16 protein-coding genes are annotated in these 18,923 nt (G+C 45.1%); 1 reads left to right on the plus strand and 15 read right to left on the minus strand.

What is annotated here, in order from left to right; translation table 11 throughout:
* Positions 1-322: 322 nt before the first annotated feature.
* Positions 323-997, plus strand: coding sequence for a DUF3800 domain-containing protein (locus tag HXT28_RS04010; RefSeq protein WP_016637526.1), 675 nt, complete (start codon positions 323-325; stop codon positions 995-997).
* 69 nt (positions 998-1,066) lie between these two features.
* On the opposite strand, the gene HXT28_RS04015 is transcribed toward HXT28_RS04010, so the two are convergent.
* The 15 genes from HXT28_RS04015 to HXT28_RS04085 all read right to left on the minus strand — a co-directional run bounded on the left by HXT28_RS04015 (position 1,067) and on the right by HXT28_RS04085 (position 18,429).
* Positions 1,067-2,428, minus strand: coding sequence for a SufS family cysteine desulfurase (locus HXT28_RS04015; RefSeq protein ID WP_422113704.1), 1,362 nt, complete (start codon positions 2,426-2,428; stop codon positions 1,067-1,069).
* A 96-nt stretch (positions 2,429-2,524) separates the two neighbouring features.
* Entirely contained in the window at positions 2,525-3,301 is a 777-nt protein-coding gene (gene sufC / locus HXT28_RS04020; protein WP_016637528.1) for a Fe-S cluster assembly ATPase SufC, read from the minus strand.
* Between the two features lie 9 nt (positions 3,302-3,310).
* Positions 3,311-4,579: a Fe-S cluster assembly protein SufD gene (gene sufD, locus HXT28_RS04025; protein WP_032818847.1), complete on the minus strand. Its 1,269-nt coding sequence runs from the start codon at positions 4,577-4,579 to the stop codon at positions 3,311-3,313.
* 53 nt (positions 4,580-4,632) lie between these two features.
* Entirely contained in the window at positions 4,633-6,147 is a 1,515-nt protein-coding gene (gene sufB / locus HXT28_RS04030) for a Fe-S cluster assembly protein SufB (protein ID WP_032814530.1), read from the minus strand.
* 269 nt (positions 6,148-6,416) lie between these two features.
* Positions 6,417-8,099, minus strand: coding sequence for a CTP synthase (locus tag HXT28_RS04035; protein WP_016637531.1), 1,683 nt, complete (start codon positions 8,097-8,099; stop codon positions 6,417-6,419).
* A gap of 61 nt (positions 8,100-8,160) precedes the next feature.
* On the minus strand, positions 8,161-8,616 hold the full coding sequence (locus HXT28_RS04040) for a type II 3-dehydroquinate dehydratase (RefSeq protein ID WP_422113294.1): 456 nt from the start codon (positions 8,614-8,616) through the stop codon (positions 8,161-8,163).
* A gap of 19 nt (positions 8,617-8,635) precedes the next feature.
* Positions 8,636-10,291 carry a bifunctional shikimate kinase/3-dehydroquinate synthase gene (locus HXT28_RS04045; RefSeq protein WP_081091207.1) on the minus strand — a complete coding sequence of 552 codons (1,656 nt, stop codon included), beginning with the start codon at positions 10,289-10,291 and terminating at the stop codon, positions 8,636-8,638.
* A gap of 41 nt (positions 10,292-10,332) precedes the next feature.
* Complete coding sequence (aroC, locus tag HXT28_RS04050) at positions 10,333-11,520, minus strand: chorismate synthase (protein ID WP_032814532.1); 1,188 nt, start codon at positions 11,518-11,520, stop codon at positions 10,333-10,335.
* 47 nt (positions 11,521-11,567) lie between these two features.
* A complete protein-coding gene (locus HXT28_RS04055) occupies positions 11,568-12,074 on the minus strand; it encodes a prepilin peptidase (RefSeq protein ID WP_422113295.1) in 507 nt (168 codons plus the stop codon).
* A 207-nt stretch (positions 12,075-12,281) separates the two neighbouring features.
* Positions 12,282-13,472: an endolytic transglycosylase MltG gene (gene mltG / locus HXT28_RS04060; protein ID WP_422113296.1), complete on the minus strand. Its 1,191-nt coding sequence runs from the start codon at positions 13,470-13,472 to the stop codon at positions 12,282-12,284.
* A 47-nt stretch (positions 13,473-13,519) separates the two neighbouring features.
* Positions 13,520-13,978 (minus strand): Holliday junction resolvase RuvX, encoded by a 459-nt coding sequence (gene ruvX, locus HXT28_RS04065; protein ID WP_016637537.1) that lies wholly within the window; start codon positions 13,976-13,978, stop codon positions 13,520-13,522.
* 53 nt (positions 13,979-14,031) lie between these two features.
* Positions 14,032-16,722, minus strand: coding sequence for an alanine--tRNA ligase (alaS, locus tag HXT28_RS04070; RefSeq protein ID WP_064347816.1), 2,691 nt, complete (start codon positions 16,720-16,722; stop codon positions 14,032-14,034).
* 202 nt (positions 16,723-16,924) lie between these two features.
* Positions 16,925-17,170 (minus strand): hypothetical protein, encoded by a 246-nt coding sequence (locus tag HXT28_RS04075; RefSeq protein ID WP_016637539.1) that lies wholly within the window; start codon positions 17,168-17,170, stop codon positions 16,925-16,927.
* Positions 17,170-17,604 (minus strand): DUF948 domain-containing protein, encoded by a 435-nt coding sequence (locus tag HXT28_RS04080; protein WP_032814526.1) that lies wholly within the window; start codon positions 17,602-17,604, stop codon positions 17,170-17,172. Before HXT28_RS04080 ends, HXT28_RS04075 begins: the two co-directional genes overlap by 1 nt.
* A 150-nt stretch (positions 17,605-17,754) precedes the next feature.
* The gene (locus HXT28_RS04085; protein ID WP_016637541.1) at positions 17,755-18,429 is read right to left on the minus strand and encodes a histidine phosphatase family protein; all 675 of its coding nucleotides are present in this window, start codon (positions 18,427-18,429) and stop codon (positions 17,755-17,757) included.
* Positions 18,430-18,923 lie beyond the last annotated feature (494 nt).

An 18,923-nucleotide genomic window follows, 5' to 3' on the forward strand; every position in this document is an offset into this window, starting at 1 on the left:
TTCCAACTCGCTCGCTAACAATATTTAATCACTTATTTTTTAATAAACGATTCATCATTAGAAAACTCAACAACTTTTTTCAATAACATATCAACTTCACAAGTTTATGCTTTATATTTTCAAATTCAATTATTTCAAATATTATTTTTAAACAATCGTAGTAATAGCCGCAAGAAAATAAGTATTTAATAGTGTCGTATATGTGATACAATTATAAGAGGTCTTTTGTAAAGGCTTCCAAGTGCCGGGGACGTTTTCCCCGGCTTTTGTTTTACTTACTTATCCGTGTAGTTGGGTTATAAGTCAAAAAGTTGGGGAAAGCATGAGAGAACTTAGCATATTCATAGACGAATCAGGCAGCGATAATTTATCAGACTATTATTACATACTAACTATCGTACTTCATGATCAATCAAATAATTTAGATTATTCAATAAAACTTTACGAAAACTCACTCGAACAAAGACTACTTCCTAATATACCCTTTCATGCTTCACCTCTTATGAACAAAAAAGATAATTATAAATGTTTAGACATGTCTACAAGAAAAAAATTATTGCAATCATTTAGAATATTCTTCAGGCACGTTGAAATTCATTACCATACTTTTGTATACACAAACAGAAAATACGAATCAACAAGTCAATTGTCTGCGGCAATGCGCAAAGATTTAATTAATTTTTTATTCGACAATATGGAATATATGCAACAATATGAAAAAATAAAAATATACTATGACAATGGTCAGCAATCAATAGTTAATGCAATACACAAAGCAATGGAATATAGTTTGTCAAAAAATGCGACCATATACAGATACGCAAAACAATCACAGTATCGTCTAGCACAAATAGCAGATTACATTTGCATGGTAGAACTTACAAAACTCAAATACGAAAATAAACACATAACAAAGACAGATGAAAAATTTTTTGGTTCGTGGTCTGACTTTAAAAAAGGCATATTAAAAGAAACAAGGCATAAAGCTATTAAATAAAACAATGCATGCTGACTCGCCGATTCGCTTGGCTAACTCGCTAACTTTCCAACTCGCTCGCTAACAATATTATGCGCCAAAGTAGGCGCGAACGTGGGAGACGGCTTCAACAAGCGCGCGAGCCTCATCAACTGTATTGTAAACGCCAACAGAAGCGCGGTTTGAAGCATACACGCCAAAATGACGGTGAATCGGCTGAGCGCAATGATGCCCAACGCGAATCGCAATACCTTGAGCGTCCAAAAACTGTCCAACATCGTGTGGATGTACGCCTTCAACTTCAAAAGCAACCGTGCCAATTCGATTCTCTAAATCAGTTGGCCCCAAAACGCGAACGCCCGGAACATCCTGCAATGTTAGCAATTCTGCAGCAATTTCCTGCTCATGCTCTGCAACTCGGTTCATGCCCACCGCGCGCAACCAATCCGCTGCAACGCCAGCAGCAACCATTTGCGCAACCGGCTGAGTTCCAGCTTCAAAACGGTAAGGCGCATCCATGTATTGCGCTGGCTTGTTAAGCCACGCAAGCTCCACCATTGAACCGCCAAAATTCGCCGGCGGAAGAGCGTTCAAAAGCTCACGGCGACCATACAAGAATCCAACTCCCGTAGGACCGTACATTTTATGCGCACTAAATGCTGCAAAATCAACGTTTAACGCGTGAAAATCAACCGGAATATGCGGCACTGACTGGCATGCGTCGAGCACAAAAATCGCACCAACTTCGTGAGCGCGCTTGCAAATCGACGAAACATCCGTAATAGCACCAGTAACGTTGCTAATATGCGTAACTGCAACGATTTTTGTGCGCTCGTCAATAATTGTTCGCAAATAATCTTCATCCGTGCGCACGCGGCCGTCCTCTGTTACGTCAATCCAGCGAAGCTCAGCACCAGTTCGAAGAGCAAGCTCTTGGAATGGCAGCAAAACAGAGTGATGATCCGCGCGAGATACGACTATTACGTCACCTTCTCGAAGCGCGAAATTTTGGTGGAAAGCACGCTTAGAATCGGTAGAGTCTGCAGAATCAGCTAAATCAGCACTGTCTTTTTTGCAGATTTTTGCCTTCGCACTAGCGTTACCAATAGCAGTTGCGAGAAGATTCAGCGCGCCTGTAGCGCCCGGAGTAACAACAATTTCCTCACTGCCAGCATCTGCACACGCCCCAACAAGCAACGCAACTTTCGCACGCGCTTGTTCAAACGCAACCGTCGAAAGTGCAGCCAACTCGTGCGCTCCCCTGTGTACACCAGCGTTAATTGTTTCGTAAAACTCTTTTTCGGCGTCGATTACAACTTGCGGCTTTTGCGAAGTTGCTGCAGAATCCAAGTAAATCAAGGGTTTTCCGTGCACAGTATCGTGAAGCGAAGTGCCGTGAACTGTGCGACGTAAAATCGGAAACTGCGAGCGCAAATCGCTAAATTCTCGCATAATATTTTCTGTAGCCATATTAAACCGTTATTGTTACGTTATTTTTACGCTATTTTTACAAATATACAGATAGATTAAACTGTACTTAAACTGCGCTTAAGCCAGTGCCGACTCGGTTGCACCTTCCGGCAAGTACTTGTCGTAGCCTTCTTCTTCCAGCTCGTCCGCAAGCTCCGGGCCAGCCGTCTTTACAAAGTGACCTTGCGCAAAAACGTGCACGATATCCGGCTTAATATACTTGAGGATTCGCGTATAATGCGTGACCATCATAATACCCAAACCGGTGTTTTCTTTGGCTCTATTCACACCTTCCGACACAATTCGAAGCGCGTCAACGTCGAGTCCGGAATCAGTTTCGTCCAAAATTGCAAACTTTGGTTTCAAAAGCTCTAGTTGCAAAACTTCCGCGCGCTTCTTTTCGCCGCCAGAGAAGCCCTCGTTTACAGAGCGTGACGCAAATTTTGGATCCATGCGAAGCTTTTTCATAGCCTCGCTGAGTTCTTTCACCCAGCTTCTTAAAGATGGTGCCTTGCCATCTACTTCGGTTTTTGCAGTGCGAAGAAAGTTCGTCATAGATACGCCCGGTACCTCTACTGGGTATTGCATTGCGAGGAATAATCCAGCTTTTGCGCGCTCGTCAGGAGTCATTTTCAAAATATCTTCGCCGTCGAGAAGTACTTGACCAGAATCGACTTCATACTTTGGGTGACCTGCCAAAGTGTAGGCAAGAGTAGATTTTCCAGATCCGTTAGGACCCATGATTGCGTGCGTTTCGCCAGAATGAACTGTAAGATTTACGCCTTTTAAGATTTGCTTGCGACCTTCTTTTGTTTCTACAGAAGCGTACAAATCCTTAATTTCCAAAGTTGACATGTTTTTCTCCTATTCTTCCGTTCTTGCAAGACGGCGATCAATAGCCTTCATTAAGTGATCAACAATTTCCGGAACGCCAATTTCTTCAATAAGCTCGTTAAAGAATCCGCGCACAACAAGCTTTCTAGCCTCAATCTCACTAACTCCGCGAGACTGCAAGTAGAAAAGCTCTTCGTCGTCAAATCGACCGACTGAACTTGCGTGACCGGCACCAATAATATTGCCGTTCTCAATTTCCAAATTCGGCTCAGAATCGGCGATTGCGCCAGGAGTAAGTACCAAATTACGGTTCAACTCGTACGAATCTGTGCCAGGAGCTTCCGGCTTAATAAGCGCGTTTCCAACCCAAGTCGAATGCGCGCCCTTTCCTTCCAAAGCGCCCTTGTACACGACTCGGGACTTGCATTCTGGATAATTGTGCACAACCATTGTGCGGTGCTCAACATGCTCGCCAGGATCTACAAAATACATGCCAAGCATGTTCAAATCGCCCTGTTCGCCGCCAAAATCCTGATCCATGCGAATGCGCACAACATCTCCGCCAAGAGTGACCATTGTGTGGCGAAGCGAAGCGCCTTCACCTACGTGAATACGCTGATTTCCAACGTGTTTGCTGCCCGAATCCCACTCTTGAATAAAGGTAGTAGAAACGTGCGCGTGCTTTCCGAGGATAATTTCCACACCTTCAGCAAGTTTCGCGCATCCGGTATGTTCGATAATAATATCCGCATTCGAGCGAGAGTCAGCTTCGATTACTAAGTGCAGTGCGTCAAGCGACTGTACAGCGTTTTCATTTGCGCTATTTACGAGATTACCCTGAATTTTCAGCACGATTGGCTTTTTGATTTCGCCAGATACGTGAAGTACGTGCGCTTGCTTCGCCGCATTCCATGCGACTGCAGCCGCGCGATCAGAAGGTTTCATGTCGGTGTGAGGAGCCTCGTTTTGCGGCTTTACTTGCAAACTTACGGAACCGTCGCTTCCAACGTAAGAATCATCCAAAGCGGCTCCACCAACGCCTTCAAGCGTTACTTGAATACTATGAGACGGTTCAAAACGCTCGAAAAACTCGGGAATTCGCTCAACTGGAGTGTATCGCCAATCTTCCTGCTTACGCGTAGGAATCGCAAAATCTTCCACATTGAACGAGCGCACGGATTTATCGGCACTAGAAGGCATTGCGGCAGGAACCGCATACGGATCATTAGGATCTGCTACAGGAATAGTAATTTCCTTACGCGCAGAAGAATTTTTAGAATCAGTAATATTTTCAGACATAGTATTTTTAAACCCAGTATCTTCCATATTTTCACTACTTGCTATCTCGCTCATCAGCCAACGGATCCTTCCATTTGCAGCTCAACTAAGCGATTCAACTCAAGTGCGTACTCCATTGGCAGCTCACGACTAATCGGCTCCACAAAGCCGCGCACAATCATGCCCATAGCCTCTTTTTCTTCAAGCCCACGACTCATCAAGTAGAAAAGCTGATCTTCGGAAACCTTGGAAACAGTAGCCTCGTGAGCCATCGAAACGTCATCTTCGCGCACATCAACATGCGGATAAGTGTCGGACCTAGAAAAATCGTCAACAAGCAAAGCATCGCACACAACCGAAGAACTAGAGCCTTTCGCGCCTTTAATAATCTTCACAAGACCACGGTAAGCTGAACGTCCGCCGCCGCGCGAAATCGACTTCGCAACAATCGTTGAACTCGTGTGCGGAGCCAAATGAATCATTTTCGCACCAGTATCCTGATACTGGCCACAGCCAGCAAAGCTCAAAGACATAGTTTCTGCTTTTGCATACGGCTCTGCGAGAATACAAGCAGGATACTTCATAGTAGCTTTGGAGCCAATGTTGCCGTCAACCCACTCCATTGTACCGCCTTCGCGCACGTAAGCTCGCTGAGTTACCAAGTTATACACGTTATTTGACCAGTTTTGCACAGTTGTGTATCGCACGCGCGCATGCTTTTCCACAACAATTTCAACGTTTGCAGCGTGAAGAGAATCCGTGGAATAAATCGGAGCCGTGCAACCTTCAACGTAATGCACGTACGAGCCTTCGTCTGCAATAATCAACGTACGCTCAAACTGACCCATATTCGGCGTATTAATGCGGAAGTAAGCCTGAAGAGGAATATCCACATGAACACCTTTTGGAACGTACACGAACGAGCCACCACTCCAAGCCGCAGTGTTCAGAGCCGCAAACTTGTTGTCGTCAACCGGAATCACAGTTGCAAAATACTTTTTTACCAGCTCTGGATACTTTTGCACTGCTGTATCCGTATCAACAAAAATTACGCCTTGAGCTGCTAAATCTTCACGAATCGAATTGTAAATAACTTCCGACTCGTACTGCGCTGCAACGCCAGAAACTAAACGCTTTTTTTCAGCTTCCGGAATGCCTAAACGATCGTAAGTTTTGCGAATATCTTCTGGCAAATCATCCCAAGTTTTCGCTTGATCGTGAACCGGACGCACATAATATTTAAAATCGTCAGCGTCAAAACCGCTTAAATCTACTCCCCAATCCGGCATCGGCTTTTGCAAAAATGCACGGTAGCCTTGCAGACGAAGATTTAGCATCCATTCCGGCTCATTTTTGTCAGCAGAAATTGCGCGAACAACCGACTCGTCAATACCCTTCTTTGCAGCCTCGCCTGCAGCATCCGAATCATGCCAGCCGTAATTGTACTCGCCAAATTCAGCAACGATTTGCTCGTCCTGGCGAATTTTATCCTCATTAACGCGAGCGCGATCTGCCACATACTGGCTCATTTCAACGTCTGCAGCTTTATTTTTTAATGAATCATGATCATTATTTTCTGTAACGCCCATAACGTCTATAACACCTCCACACATAACGCATCACTGTGCGCATCACTGTGCGCATCATCATGCGCATCAATTCGCAAAAGCTGCCCCCGTAAGCATCACTCTTACGCTCTCCCTACTCACATTACTTACCTATCTAAGGTTACCGCGTAATGCGATTTCGTGGTATAGCTGTGTTACACGCAAAACGTAATGTTTATCACAATCTCATAAAACAAAAGCGGTAAAACTTAGGAAACCCAGTTCTACCGCTTATTTTTACATACTTAAGACTAGTTATCTGCCTTGCTATTTTGAGCAGCTGCTTGATGCTCAAGAGCCGCCGCAACCAAGCCAGCAAACAGTGGATGAGGCTTAGTTGGGCGAGACTTAAACTCTGGATGAGCTTGGGTTGCTACGTAGAATGGGTGAACTTCCTTTGGAAGCTCCACAAACTCAGTCAAATTACCATCTGGGCTTTGACCGCTAATACGCAAACCGGCTTCACGCAAACGATCCTTATACGCCACATTCACTTCATAACGGTGACGGTGACGCTCAGTAACATGTGTCGTGCCGTAAAGCTCAGCAACAATAGAATCTTCTTCAAGCGTTGCAGGATAAGAGCCAAGTCGCATTGTGTGACCCATATCTCCCTTACCAGCCACAATATCCTTTTGCTCTTCCATAGTTGCGATTACTGGGTCACCACAATCCTTCTCAAACTCAGTGGAATTAGCATCCTCAAGCCCAAGCACGTGACGAGCGTACTCAATAACCATGGACTGCAAGCCAAGGCAAAGACCAAGTGTTGGTAAGCCGTGCTCGCGAGCGTAACGGAGCGCGCCAATCTTACCTTCAATACCGCGAATGCCGAAGCCGCCTGGAATAACCATGCCGTCCATTTGGTCAAGAGCTGCAGCCGCACCTTCTTGAGTTTCGCACTTGTCGGCAGCAACCCAGCGCACGTTAACTTTAGCCCAGTTTGCAAAACCACCAGCCTTAATAGCCTCAGTAACGGAAAGGTATGCATCTGGCAAATCAATATACTTTCCAACGATTGCAATGTTGAGCTCATGCTTCGGATGATGCACGCGCTCAAGCAAATCTTCCCACTCGTTCCAATCAACATCGTGGAATGGAAGCTCAAGCTCACGAACAACGTAAGCATCCAAGCCCTCGTTGAATAAAATCTTTGGCACATCGTAAATGCTTGGGGCATCAACGCAGTTCACAACGCCTTCAGCATCAACATCGCACATTAGCGAAATCTTATCTTTAATTCCTTGATTAAGCGGACGATCCGAACGCAAAACAAGAGCATCTGGAGAAATGCCAAGCTGACGAAGCATCATCACAGAATGCTGAGTTGGCTTAGTCTTTAATTCGTGAGCCGCAGCAATATAAGGCACTAAAGAAACGTGCACAAACATGCAATTTTCTGGACCTAAATCGCGGCGAACTTCGCGAGCAGCCTCAAGGAACGGCTGGGACTCAATATCACCAACCGTGCCGCCGATTTCCGTAATAATCACATCTACGTCGTCACTTGCTTGCGCGCGCATACGCGACTTAATTTCGCCAGTAATATGCGGAATAACTTGCACGCACTGGCCCAAATATTCACCAGCGCGCTCCTTACGAAGCACAGATTGATAAATCTGACCTGTAGTTACATTCGCTTTCTGGCTTAAGAAAACATCGAGGAATCGTTCATAATGACCAATATCGAGATCTGTTTCTGCACCATCTTCCGTCACATAGACTTCACCATGCTGGAATGGGTTCATTGTGCCCGGGTCAACATTGATATAAGGATCGAGTTTTTGTTGTAATACATGCAATCCGCGACTGCGTAAAAGTCGGCCTAACGAAGATGCGGTAAGACCTTTTCCAAGGGACGAAACAACGCCACCAGTGACAAAAATATGCTTTGTAATATGCTCCTGAGAGTTACCATGTTTGCTTCTAACCATGGAACTCCATGGTATCTTCGAGCCTCGACGCGGGTGTTGATTCGCAAAAAATCGAACAAAATCAAACAAGATGTGCAACGGCTTCTAAAGCAAGCTTGTAGCCATACAATCCCATGCCGGTAATAGTGCCAGTTGCAACAGGACTAATTACACTAATTTTACGGAAAGCGTCACGCGCAGCAGGATTAGAAATATGTACTTCCATAAGTGGTACGCCTGCATCCAACACCATGTGAGCCGCATCCGCAAGCGCATAACTGTAATGTGTAAAGGCAGCAGGATTCATCACAACTGGCGTATGAGTATCGGCAGCTTCGTGCATCCAGTGAACCATTTGTGCTTCGTCGTCACTTTGGCACACTTCTACTTTGAAACCAAACTCCGTACCCCATTGTTCACAATACTCGCGCAAGGTTTCAAAATTCTCACTACCATATACGTCCGGCTGACGTACACCTAAACGACCTAAATTCGGTCCGTTTACTACAAGCACTTTTTTTAGCTGATGATTTTCCATTATTACCTCGTAAGATTCATTAATTTTGCTGATAAACTCGTCTAAACGCTTCCTGAACCGCTTCACTAGGAGGATTGTCAAGATGAATAGGATTTGAAATACCATCTAAAATTACAAATCGCAACATATTGCCGCGCGCTTTTTTGTCGCGATGCATAAGATTAAGCACATGCTCAAACGCCGATTCAACATCTTCTCCATACTGCCACAAAGTTGGTAATCCGAGCGAATCTAAAAGCGAACGATGATATGCAACGTCTTCCGCATCCAAATATCCCAAAATTTGCGCAAGCTCCGACGCAAAAACCATGCCAACAGCAACTGCGTTTCCATGACGCCAACGGAAATGTTCAATCTGCTCAATCGCATGACCTAAAGTATGTCCGTAATTCAAAAACTCACGCAAACCCTGTTCTTTTAAGTCACTCGATACATGATATGCTTTCACACGAACTGTGCGATCAATAAGTTCCACAATAAGATTTTGAAGCTCAGTATTATTTTCTAGCTGATTGCCATTAAACTCACGCAAAAGTCTGGCATTATGGGAGTCGCTAAGAATCTTTAAAATTTCGCCGTCACGAATAAACCCAGATTTTGCAACCTCTCCCAAACCTTCAATAAGAATATCGTTTGGAAGAGTTGCAAGCGTAGAAGTATCTGCTAAAACGCCAGCTGGAGTATAAAAACTGCCAACTAGATTCTTTCCAGCATCCGTATTAATACCAGTTTTACCGCCCGTAGATGCGTCAACCATTGCAAGAAGCGAAGTAGGGCAGTTTACATAACGAATTCCACGCATCCAGGTTGCTGCAACGAAACCAGCTACATCCGTTGCAGCGCCGCCGCCTAAGCCAACAATTGCGTCGGATCTAGTAAAACCTGCATCCCCAAGTCGCGCCCAAAGTCCACTTGCAACTTTCATAGTTTTTCCGGCTTCCGCATCCGGAACAAGCATGTCAAAAACTTCATAACCTGCTTGGCGCAGAATAGCGCGCGCCTTGTCACTGTGACGTTGAACTGGCTGCGTGTGAACAAGTGCTACTCGCATTGGCTTAGTCCCAAGCATCTGCGGCAAAAGATGCATTGCGCCGTCACCAATTCGCACATCGTAGGGTTCAATCGCTTCGCCTGTAACATGCACTATGCGTTGCATAATCATGCTCCTTAATTTTTCTGCAGCCATGTATGGCGTAGAGCCTTTTGTTGGCATATGAATATTTGATACTGCTCTAAAAATTGGATCTCGCTGCTCAAATAATTCCATCCAACGTTTTTCAGCATCGTCACCGATAAGCATTGGGCGATTATTATTCCAACTCGCGCGTTCAACAGCTTCTTTTACGTTTGCTTGTAAATAAACAACACGACCACCCAAATTCATGTATTTTCGCAAAACTTCTTGCGTTTCTTCACGAATAGGAGCACCACCGCCAAGTGCCACAATGCCTTCCGCAGCTTGATTTCCCAAAATTATGTCGCGCACTACGCGAGCTTCTACTTTACGAAAAGCCTCTTGACCATATTGCTCGAAATATTGCGTAATTGACATAGCAATATTGTGCTCAATCATGGTATCAGTATCGTAAAAAGGCAGATGCATGATGTGCGCAACTTCACGACCAACACGCGATTTTCCAGCTGCAGGCATGCCAATGATAACAGCTAACGGCATTTTATTCTCGCCTACTGTGGTCACATTCACCGCTTTTACATTCACCGCATGTGCTCTTTCCAAGATTGAACATATTGAGTAGCATTGCGCTTAGTTTCTTCGATACTATCTCCACCGAATTTTTCTAAAGCATATTTTGCTAAAGTAAGTCTTACCATCGCTTCTGCAACTACGGAAGCCGCTGGCACAGCAGTAAAATCAGAACGCTGATTAATAGCTTGAGCAGCTTCGCCAGTAAGCACGTCTACTGTCCGCAAAGCGCGCGGAATAGACGGAATTGGTTTCATTGCAGCACGCACGCGAATAATTTCGCCGTTTGACATGCCACCTTCAATACCACCAGCGCGATTAGTAAGACGCTTAATTTTACCGTTTTCGTCTGTTACTATTTCGTCGTGAGCAGCCGATCCAGGGCGATCCGCTTCTGCAAAGCCATCTCCGATTTCCACACCTTTAATAGCCTGGATTCCCATAAGCGCTGACGCGAGCGCTGCATCTAAGCGGCGATCTGACTCCACATACGTACCGACTCCTGCAGGCATTCCATATGCGAGAACTTCCACGACTCCACCGAGCGTATCCGCATTCGCTTTTGTTTCATCAATGCGAGCAATCATTCGCGCTTCAGCATCTTTATCGAGAGTGCGAACTGGGGAAGCATCCAAATCAGCAATATTGTCAGGTGTTGGTAAACCTAAACTTTTGTTAGCATATACACCACCGATGCCAACAACATGCGCAACAGTGCGCACACCTAAAGCTTGTTCCAAAAATGCAGCAGCCACGGCACCCAAAGCCACTCGCGAAGCTGTTTCCCTAGCACTTGAACGTTCCAAAACCTCGCGAGCATCATCAAAACCGTACTTTCTCATGCCAGTTAAATCCGCATGCCCTGGACGCGGTCTAGAAAGTGGCGCATTTCGCCCTTCTTTTGAAATCTCATAATCCAAAGGATCCGCGCTCATTACTTCCGTCCACTTTGGCCACTCTGTATTCGCAATTTCCACAGCAATCGGTGAACCAAGCGTTACCCCATGACGAACTCCAGTAAGAAGCCGCACTTTGTCTTGCTCGAACTTCATTCTGGCACCTCTGCCATAACCAAGGCGACGACGCGCAAGCTCCGCAACAACATCGTTGCTCGTTACGCGCACACCAGCCGGCAAACCTTCAATCATGGCAACTAATGCTTCACCGTGCGACTCCCCTGCCGTTTGCCATCTCAGCATGCTATTCTCCATTCTTAACTCATTTACGCGTTTAACTACTTACTCTACTAACTACCGAGTATTGAGTGGGTTGTGATTGACAGCAATGCTGCAAGTAAGGCAGATATTGCTTCTACCGGTACGAATGGTATTGATGCTTTAGCTGGCATGCGGATTTTGCAGTAAATTTTCCATGCTAAAAGCCAAACTAAGCCAACTACTCCAACTAAAGCAAACCAGTAAATTAAGCAGTCAAAGCCGAATAATACTAAGGCTTGTGCAATCATTGCCGCGCTTGTAATATCTCCGAAGCCGATAGCATTTTTTGCGGAAATTTTTTGCATAATCCAGTAAATTGCAAAAATAATTACGCAAGAAATCCATCCTAACATCAGCACGCTAATATTTCTAAACCAAATAATCGAATATATAAGATTCGCAAAAGATTGAAAAAATAGCGCAATAATAATCCAAAGTCTTGGAACTACGCGACTTTTTATATCCGTTATACAAACTGAAATTAAACATGTAAGCGTTGGTAGCGCCGATAGTATCGTAATCATTAATTGCTTCATTAAAACAGATTACGAACACTTGCAAAACTGTTACAATCTCAACACATCTATGTGGTTAAAACCCTCCAAAAGCCGGAAACTTTTCTCGCGTTTGGAGCACCAAACCAGCCGTAACCCTCCAAAAGCGAGGTAACGCTCGCGCTATAAGCGCTCAAGCATGTCGTCGCGAATGAGATATATCACTCACGCACAACAACAAACAAAAACCTAGTTGGCATTTTCGTTGGAACGCTTGTACTCGTCACGGAATTGTAAGAATTCTTTTTCGTTATCCGTAAACTTTGTTTCACCGGTTTTCAAATTCGTGGTTACAAAGTAAATCCACGATCCATCCTGAGGCTTAAGCGTAGCAAGCAACGCATCGTCTCCAGCAATACCAATAGGTGTAGGCGTCAAACCTTTGCGAATACGCGTGTTATACGGATTATGAGCATCATCAAGCATCGCTTGCGTAATCTTTAAAGGCTTTACTCCTGCACCATAAGCAACAGTGGAATCCATGCCAAGTGGCATATCTTTTGCCAAACGGTTAAGTATTACGCGCACAACTTTTCCATAATATTCACGATTATTCACTTCAGCTTCAGCAATTGAAGCGATTATCAACGCTTTCTCACGATTATCACCTTTAGGAATACCAAGCGAATCAAGCTTAGAAATGCGCTTTTTGATCATTGCAGCAAGAATATCTTCTGCACTTTTCATAGACTTTACATTATAGACTCCAGGCTCAAGCCAACCCTCAACATTGCCATGAGCTTCAGGAGGCAAAATGCCAGCAACACCATCTGCTAAAACTGCCTTAAACTTGTCAAGACTTATTCCAGATAGAGTTGAAGCACGTTGCAAAATATCCGTCGCATGCTCTCCTGCACGAACATCAAGGAAGCCACCTGCCTTTGTTTGATCGGAAAGAATATTAACCACGTCTATGGCAGCCATATGCTTCTTCAACAAGTAAACACCCGGGTACAAGATTTTATTATTTGCTGCAACAGCAGAAGTAAATGCTGCCTGCGATTTAACAACATTTGCTTTCACTAATTTTGCGGCGATAGCAATAGCACCTTCGCCAGTATCAACAGTAAATTCAACTGATCCAAAACTAGGTCCTGACCAATCTGCAACAATTTCACTATCATGAGCAGAATGCCACGATTTCACTGCGCTATAGCCCACACAGCCAACAACACCTACTACGAATATAAGTAGAATAACTAGAACTATTTTTGCTCGTTGCTTACGTTTTTTTGCTTCAGAGCGAGCTCTTGCTTTTCTGCGTGAACTAGCAGTTGAAGATGAGCTAGTAGAAGAATGAGTTGATTTTGACGACGGCTTACCATCATGCTCAGTCCATTGCGCATGTTTGTCAAAGAATTCGTCAAAATTGTCAGACACGCTATGCTCCTCTTGTTATTTCTACTTCTGTTACACACACTTCAAAGCTACTCTGCATGATTTGAGTCAAGAGCTGACTGCAAAATCAACACTGCTGACTGCTGATCCACCATAGGACGATGTTGCCGAGTAGAAAAATCAGCTTGTAGCAACTGCCGATGAGCACTAACTGTTGTTAAACGCTCATCCTTCCAAACAATATCAGGCACATAAGAAAGCGCCCAATCACCATCATTTTGTGCTATTTGAATACGTTTAGCTAAATTTTTCCCCCAACGACGCGCTTTTTTCGCAGATTTTCCTTCAGAACCGTCTAATTGAAGAGGCAAGCCAATTACAACACGTTTAACCTGATTTTCTTCTATTAGACTCATAATTTCGTCAATAGCTCTAAAAGAATCTCCGAAAACTTGCACATTGCCAATCGGGTGCGCAAAAGTGAGCTCAGGGTCGGAAAGAGCAAGTCCGACCCTAGCATCACCCAAATCAATACCTAACCACACCATGAATTTTGTGCTGCTTTTGGTAAAGATTATATCGTTCTGTTTTAAGCGGATAGCTACGCATTATGCGAGCTTAGACACTGGCGCTTCACAGCTTCCAACGCTTCGTCAATCTTAGAAGCATCCGTACCGCCGCCCTGAGCGAAGTCCGGCTTGCCGCCGCCACCGCCGCCGAGAACCTTAGAAGCAATGCGAACCAAGTCACCAGCCTTAGCTCCAAGTCCGCGCGCAGCCTCGTTTGTGGCCACAGCAACCATTGGCTTATCATCCTCGTTTACGCCGCTCAAAACTACTACTGCAGGAGCATCCTCACCTAGGCGAGAGCGAACGTCGAGCACCGTCTTACGGAGCGTATCGAAGGAACCAAAGTTACCAACGTTCTTAACAGCCAACTTAATGTTTCCGGCAGCAGCTTTAGCAGCCTCAATCAGAGCTGGAACGGAATTAGCGAGCCGAGACTCATAGACTGCAGCGAGCTTACGATCCGAATCCTTCATCTTGTTAAGCAAGGATTCCAAACGTTCAACCAACTCGTCTGGGCGAGCGTTCACCATGTCTGCAAATTGAGCAACTAAAGCGTGCTCGCGAGCGCCATACTCGTACGCTGCCTCGCCGCAAAGTGCATCAATACGACGAACACCAGAGCCAATGGAAGACTCCGAAAGAATAGTGACCATACCAATCTTGCCGGTGCTCTTAGCGTGAGTGCCACCGCAAAGCTCGCGGCTCCAACCGTCGCCAATTTCAACCACGCGCACAACATCGCCGTACTTTTCGCCGAACAAGTGCATTGCTCCAAGCTTAAAAGCGTCGTCAATTGGCATTTCCTTAGGAACAACCTGCAAATCGTCGCGAATACGCTCGTTGACACGAGCTTCAACGCGTGAAAGCGCATCCTTATCAACAGCCTTTGGCCACTGGAAGTCGAAGCGCAAGCGGTCTGGATCAACCACGGAACCGCGCTGAGTTGCCTGAGGACCAAGCTCTTCACGCAAAGCCTTGTGAAGAGTATGTGTAGCTGTGTGGCTTCGTGCCAAAGCAGCCCTACGGACCTGATCAATATTCGTGTTTACAGGAGCGCCAACGTTAAGCGTACCTTCAGTCAAACGGCAGCTGTGAACAATCAAATCCTTGATTGGACGCTGAACATCGTCAACTTCCAAAATTGCGCCGTCGTCGGAAATAATCTCGCCCTGATCTGCAATCTGACCACCACGCTCAGCGTAGAATGGCGTGCGATCGAGAATAACCTCAACGTTTGCAGGAGCGGTGACACTTTTAACAGAACCTTTACCTGCCTCAACAATTGCCAAAACGTTGGAACGGCTGGAGAAGTCAGTGTAACCGAGGAAGTCAATTGGCTTTTCAAGTTCTTTCTTAATATCGTCGTAAACACTCACATCCACATTGTGACGCTTCTTCAAAGCATCAGCGCGAGCGCGACCTTTCTGCTCGCTCATAAGCTCGCGGAACTTAGCTTCATCAACCTTAACACCTTGCTCGGCAGCCATCTCCAGAGTCAACTCAATTGGGAAGCCGTAAGTATCGTGCAAAGTAAAGGCGTCTGCGCCGCCAACCATAGGGTCGTCCTTGTGTTCTTTCTTAGCTTTTTCAACAGCCAAGTCGAGAATAGTCGTGCCCTTTTCTAGAGTGCGGCGGAAAGCATCTTCCTCACCGTAAGCAGCTTCACTTACTTCGTGGAAAGTATCGTTAAGCTCCGGATAGCTTGGCTCCATAGCGCCCTTAGAAACTGGGAACAGGGTTGGCAAAACTGGGTCTTGCACGCCAAGCATACGCATTGCGCGAACAGTTCTGCGAAGAAGACGACGAAGAACGTAGCCGCGGCCAACATTACTTGGACGCACGCCGTCGCTCATAATCATCAAAGCGGAACGCACGTGATCTGCCACAACGCGGAAACGAACATCAGCATCAGCATTGCTTCCGTACTTTACACCACTAAGCTTTTCTGCAGCTTCAATAACTGGGTAAACTTCGTCAGTTTCATAAATATTTTCTTTACCTTGCATAAGGTAAGCCAAACGCTCCAAACCAGCGCCGGTATCAATATTCTTCTGATCAAGCTCACCAGCAATATGCAAATCGGTCTTAGACTTGACGTTATCTACCTGGTAATTTTCAAAAACCAAATCCCAAATCTCAATAAAGCGAGATTCGTCAGCGGCAGGACCACCATCACGACCGTACTTAGGACCGCGATCAACGTAAATTTCAGAGCATGGACCGCCAGGACCAGGACCACCAGTAGTCCAGAAGTTATCTTCCATACCGAAAACTTGCATATGCTCTGGGTCAAAGCCCTCGTTCTTCCAAATTGCGCGAGCTTCATCGTCGTCAGTGTACGTGGTTACCCAAAGCTTTTCTGGATCAAAACCATATCCACCTTTATCTTGAGGACTAGTTAAAAGCTCCCAAGCATAATGTATTGCTTCTTCCTTAAAGTAATCGCCAAACGAGAAATTACCAACCATTTGGAAGAACGTGCCGTGACGAGTAGTTTTACCAACTTCATCAATATCGAGCGTACGCACGCACTTCTGGTTTGATGCCATGCGGCGCGAAGGAGGCGTCTGCTCACCAAGCAAGTAAGGAATAAACGGCACCATGCCGGCGATAGTAAACAATGTCGTTGGGTTCGGCGAAATAAGAGAAGCCGAAGGAACGACCATATGACCATTTTTAGCAAAATAGTCAAGATAACGCTTTGCAATTTCTGCTGTGCGCATACGTACGAACTCCTTGTGTAATTTTTAGCAAGATTCAATCAAACAGTTATGTGTAAAAGCACACACATGTTACATGAAATCGTGCCGCATGACGCACGACGCAATCATGCAAACATTCAATATAGTACTTCAATACCTAACTTAAACAAACTCTTCCAACTCGCATTCTCATAAAACGCAAGCAGATTTAACAAAATCCTCATTAAAATTCTTCGTGACGGCGATGAGCATAACGCGAATTAAGCTCAGCTTCATGCTTTTTGCGACTAGCGTTAAAATCTTTCAACAAACCTAACACAGTAGTCAAAGTAATATTTTCCGGCTCTTTACTAAACATAAATTTGCGAGCAGTATCCGGCATTTTCGCTTTTACGTAAGCACGTGCTTTTGTTACTGCAAGTACACCAATTACAATGCCAACACACATCCAAAATAAGCGCTTAAACATTACTCACCCCTGCTTGCAGTGCTATCGGAAGATTCTTTTGCAGCGTGACGTCCAGTAGAATGTGAATCAGTTGGCACCGTTGGCTTATTAAAGAAAGAAGCAACTGTGTCTTTGAGTGCATAGCCGGCAGCAGCAATCTTCACAATTGGTTTACCTAAGAATGCTCCATACAAGTCGGTAAGAGCACCAATATTTGTAACAGTTGTGCGAGTAGCTCCTGAAACAGCATTTACATCGTCAAGAGTTTTATTCACCTGCTTAATAGTTGTAACCGACTCATCAATTGCAGGCATCGCATGCTCACCCGACTCTTTAACAGTTTTCGCAATCTGATCAAACAACTTGCCCAATCTGATTAACGGATAAATCAAAAAGCCTGAAAGCACAGCAAATGCAATTGCAGCAATAAGAGCAGCTATGTCTCCAACGCTCATCGTAACCTCTTTCTGTACTATTTTGCTTAAGATTTCGCTGTGCTGAAAGCTCATATAACAGCAAAACAGACTATGTATTCAACCCTTCGCAATGACTTAAGACTAACGAACGGTAACGACGCATATGTCTTAAGCAAGTAAAAGCAAAAGCTACTCGTTATAGCCTTGAATAGTGATGGCATTATCAATGGGCTGAGTAGTGTCAAAATCAAGTCGCGTTACACTTCCATTTGCTGGACGTTCGCTTAAATCGTAACCGGCAGGAGCAAAACGGTGCATCAAACTCAAAAGTGTATTTCCGTGTGAAATTTGCAAAACATTATCTCCATCATGCAATGAAGCATTTGCAGCAATTAGCGCAAAACCCTCCTCTACGCGAGTCCAATACTCAATATCTGACTCGGCATCGTGGAAAGGATCTGCCTCTTTAAGCATGTCACGAGTGGCTGCAAGCCCAAACTTTTCAACAATTTCATTATAAGTGTGAGCTCCATGAGGAGCACCCGCTGCCCACCAAGCCATTTGCATATCTTGACCTTCAAAATAGCCATAGCATTGCTCGCGAAAATGCATATCGCTCACAAGCTTCGGACGAGCGTTACCAGCTGCTTCGTTTACGTCGAGAATACGCTGAGCTGTGATTTGCGCACGCGTAGTATCCGAACAGTATGCGGCGGCAAAAGTAACATTTTCCAGCTTTTTTGCAGCCGTATCAGCATCCTTCAAACCTTTTTCGGTAAGCGGAGAATTTGACCAACCTTGCAGACGATTGTAACGATTAAATAGCGTCTGACCGTGACGCACTAAATAAAGATGCAGCAACATAACTCCATTATTGCACCACGCGGTACATATATTTTAGTTGCGATTTTGTTTAATGTGGCGCGAGTTTTGGCTGGTGTTTGGCTGGTGGGTTTTCTTAAGTGGCGATTTTATTTTGCGAGATTCTTGAGTATCGTCTATGAGTTTTGGCTAATGTGTTCGGTGTTTAGTGTTGTGAGGTCAAGGAAATTTCGGCATCGTGTACAACGCTCGTACACTTTGCGTGTACTCGCTGCTGAGCTTGCGTTGAAAGCACACTGTGCTTTCAACCTTGAGCAAGCTCACGCTCCGAATTGCCTTCGCAGCACTAATGTTAGTGTTCTCTACGCAATAAGTACTCAACGTCTGCAGAGCACAACTGCAAAACTTCATAAACATACAAGCAACCGATTTGTGCGAAAAATATCAGCAATTATTCTTACTGGTGTGTAGAATTAGAAACGATGCCTATTTTGTGTAAGCATCATCTGGAGCCTTAGCCCATCAGTGGGTCGGCG

This window comes from Gardnerella washingtoni (assembly GCF_049262705.1).
Lineage (GTDB): Bacteria > Actinomycetota > Actinomycetes > Actinomycetales > Bifidobacteriaceae > Bifidobacterium > Bifidobacterium vaginale_D.

What these genes read in the sequence shown, in the direction of transcription:
- HXT28_RS04010 (WP_016637526.1), top strand. Translation starts at nt 323, where the DNA reads ATGAGAGAACTTAGCATATTCATAGACGAATCAGGCAGCGATAATTTA.
- HXT28_RS04015 (WP_422113704.1), bottom strand. Translation starts at nt 2,428, where the DNA reads ATGCGAGAATTTAGCGATTTGCGCTCGCAGTTTCCGATTTTACGTCGC.
- sufC (WP_016637528.1), bottom strand. Translation starts at nt 3,301, where the DNA reads ATGTCAACTTTGGAAATTAAGGATTTGTACGCTTCTGTAGAAACAAAA.
- sufD (WP_032818847.1), bottom strand. Translation starts at nt 4,579, where the DNA reads ATGTCTGAAAATATTACTGATTCTAAAAATTCTTCTGCGCGTAAGGAA.
- sufB (WP_032814530.1), bottom strand. Translation starts at nt 6,147, where the DNA reads ATGGGCGTTACAGAAAATAATGATCATGATTCATTAAAAAATAAAGCT.
- HXT28_RS04035 (WP_016637531.1), bottom strand. Translation starts at nt 8,099, where the DNA reads ATGGTTAGAAGCAAACATGGTAACTCTCAGGAGCATATTACAAAGCAT.
- HXT28_RS04040 (WP_422113294.1), bottom strand. Translation starts at nt 8,616, where the DNA reads ATGGAAAATCATCAGCTAAAAAAAGTGCTTGTAGTAAACGGACCGAAT.
- HXT28_RS04045 (WP_081091207.1), bottom strand. Translation starts at nt 10,291, where the DNA reads ATGCCGTTAGCTGTTATCATTGGCATGCCTGCAGCTGGAAAATCGCGT.
- aroC (WP_032814532.1), bottom strand. Translation starts at nt 11,520, where the DNA reads ATGCTGAGATGGCAAACGGCAGGGGAGTCGCACGGTGAAGCATTAGTT.
- HXT28_RS04055 (WP_422113295.1), bottom strand. Translation starts at nt 12,074, where the DNA reads ATGAAGCAATTAATGATTACGATACTATCGGCGCTACCAACGCTTACA.
- ruvX (WP_016637537.1), bottom strand. Translation starts at nt 13,978, where the DNA reads ATGGTGTGGTTAGGTATTGATTTGGGTGATGCTAGGGTCGGACTTGCT.
- alaS (WP_064347816.1), bottom strand. Translation starts at nt 16,722, where the DNA reads ATGCGCACAGCAGAAATTGCAAAGCGTTATCTTGACTATTTTGCTAAA.
- HXT28_RS04075 (WP_016637539.1), bottom strand. Translation starts at nt 17,170, where the DNA reads ATGTTTAAGCGCTTATTTTGGATGTGTGTTGGCATTGTAATTGGTGTA.
- HXT28_RS04080 (WP_032814526.1), bottom strand. Translation starts at nt 17,604, where the DNA reads ATGAGCGTTGGAGACATAGCTGCTCTTATTGCTGCAATTGCATTTGCT.
- HXT28_RS04085 (WP_016637541.1), bottom strand. Translation starts at nt 18,429, where the DNA reads ATGTTGCTGCATCTTTATTTAGTGCGTCACGGTCAGACGCTATTTAAT.